We start from the raw sequence: 2,006 nt of genomic DNA on the forward strand, positions 1-2,006 counted from the left end.
AATCATTCGTGTCGGACACCGCTAGCGCGGTGTCCTTGCCCTCTTCGATTTCAGAGCAGCAGCTGAACTCTATCAACAATCTCCTACAGAAGAGCGAAGACAGCGTTGTGATTCCAGCAGGTGAGACAGTAGATCTCTTCAGTGATTCATTCCCATTCGGTTCGGAAATTGGTGACGAGGGTATGGGCTGTTCGACTGATGGAAACAGTGGGAAGTTCACGGTCGGGTTAGAAACTCGAGTCATTGGCCAAGAAGTCACAAAATCGTACAATGTAGAGTACACTGACTCTGACGAAATGCAAAACTGCGAAATCACAATCAGTGAGGCTTGATCATGGTTGATCTAATCGACGTTGTCTTAGAGGGGTTCAAAGACGTCGTTGACTGGATTATCGGCCTCTTCATGGATGGCCTGACGACGGGATACAACAAGCTCACCGAGGAGATGTTTGGGACCCCCACTCCTCAGACGGATGGAGCATTCGTCTTCGGGGAACCGACGAACGCACCCTGGTCAACGATTCAGGATGCACTCGTCGGTGGCGAAATAATGCTCATCGCGTTGCTGCTGCTCGTGATGAGCGTACAAGGGCGTCATACCATCCGAATATTCAATATCGGTAGTGCATACGAAGCGAGGAAAACAAAGAAAACTGCGTGGGTTGGTGCGTTTCTGATTATTGTCTGGTATTGGGTCGGTGTCCTCACGCTCTACATTGTTGATGGATTCTCGATTGCTCTGATGCCCGGTATGGCTTCGCTTCGTAACGCTATGTTGGGATTCCTCAGCGTGACGCTGACCAATCCTGGGTTATCGCTGTTGTTTGCGCTGATCGGAGGCATCTCAATGTGGGCACTAGAGGCCCTGTTTTACATCCGTGAGATTCTCCTCTATGTCTATCTCTACGGAATGCCGATTGCGATCGCCCTTGGGTATGGAAATATACCAATTGTCTCTGATATCGCCATGGGGTTCTGCAAGCGGTTTGTCCCCCTTGCCGTCCTACCACTACCAGCATCGATAGTATTCAAAGGCTATGACCTGATATACGGTGGCGGGACGCTCACTCCTGAGACTGCCTTTCTCAAGTTCCTAGTTGCTGCTTCTCTACCACTGGTTGCGCTCTACATAACCTGGAAGACGTTCAAGTACGCGACTCCGTTGACTGCCAAGGTCGTAGGTGGTGCGACGAAGGGAGCTGCCCTCGTCGGCGGTGTCGCAGCCGGTGCGTATGTCGGCGGTGCTGGCGTCGCGACGACGGCAGCACGATGGGGGCCAAAAGCGGCTGCTGGTCACGCTGTCGCACAGAAAGCAGCTGCTCGAGGAGGCCACAGCGGCGGGGACAGCGATCCTCCTTCATATCGCCGGACTGAGAACGATCCAAGCGGAGCAACGACAGAGGCATCGAGCACTGATCGTGGAATGGAGTTTGATCGAGGAATCCACTAACAATGTCGATGGATCAAGACGCAGCCGCACGGCGCATCATGGACCAGTTCGGCGAAGAGAGTCGCATCCCCTACCTCAACATCGAGGAGGGGGACGTCGGTGTGCTCATCGCCTTCCCGATCATGGGCCTGTTCATCGCTGGCCTCACTGGTATCGAGTCACTCGCCCTCCCGTTCGTAGCAGGAGGATTCGGGTTTGGCGTTGCCGTCATCTACGTCTCTCCTGACCACCTGAACGCGTGGACGTGGACGAAGGACGTCTATCGATACGCCAAGCGACCGCGAGTTACGTTCAGTGCCCCAGAGGAGCCCGACAGTACCACGAACGAGACAGAGCGGAATGAAGGCGGTCTCGCGAACTACACGCCGTTCAAACCGGACGAGCGAACGCAGGACCTCACGAACGTCAAACGAGCATGGCCTGGTGCTGGAGCGATTCAACGAGCGGACGGCACGATGGAAGCGTTCATCGAGATTGACCCGGGGAACATGGACTTCGCGATGTCCGACGACTGGGCTCAGCTCCAGGAGGCGGGCGAAGAGTTCGCCAACAAGGA

At 54.8% G+C, this 2,006-nt stretch carries 1 protein-coding gene and 2 pseudogenes; all 3 read left to right on the plus strand.

Going from position 1 to position 2,006, the window contains the following annotated elements; genetic code table 11:
• Nucleotides 1–332, plus strand: a pseudogene (locus AN233_RS17595) (hypothetical protein); the annotation flags it as partial.
• 2 nt (nt 333–334) lie between these two features.
• Entirely contained in the window at nt 335–1,450 is a 1,116-nt protein-coding gene (locus AN233_RS02965; protein WP_058365372.1) for a hypothetical protein, read from the plus strand.
• 2 nt (nt 1,451–1,452) lie between these two features.
• A pseudogene (locus AN233_RS02970) lies at nt 1,453–2,006 on the plus strand (hypothetical protein); the annotation flags it as partial.

Source organism: Haloparvum sedimenti (assembly GCF_001462205.1).
Taxonomy (GTDB): Archaea; Halobacteriota; Halobacteria; order Halobacteriales; family Haloferacaceae; genus Haloparvum; species Haloparvum sedimenti.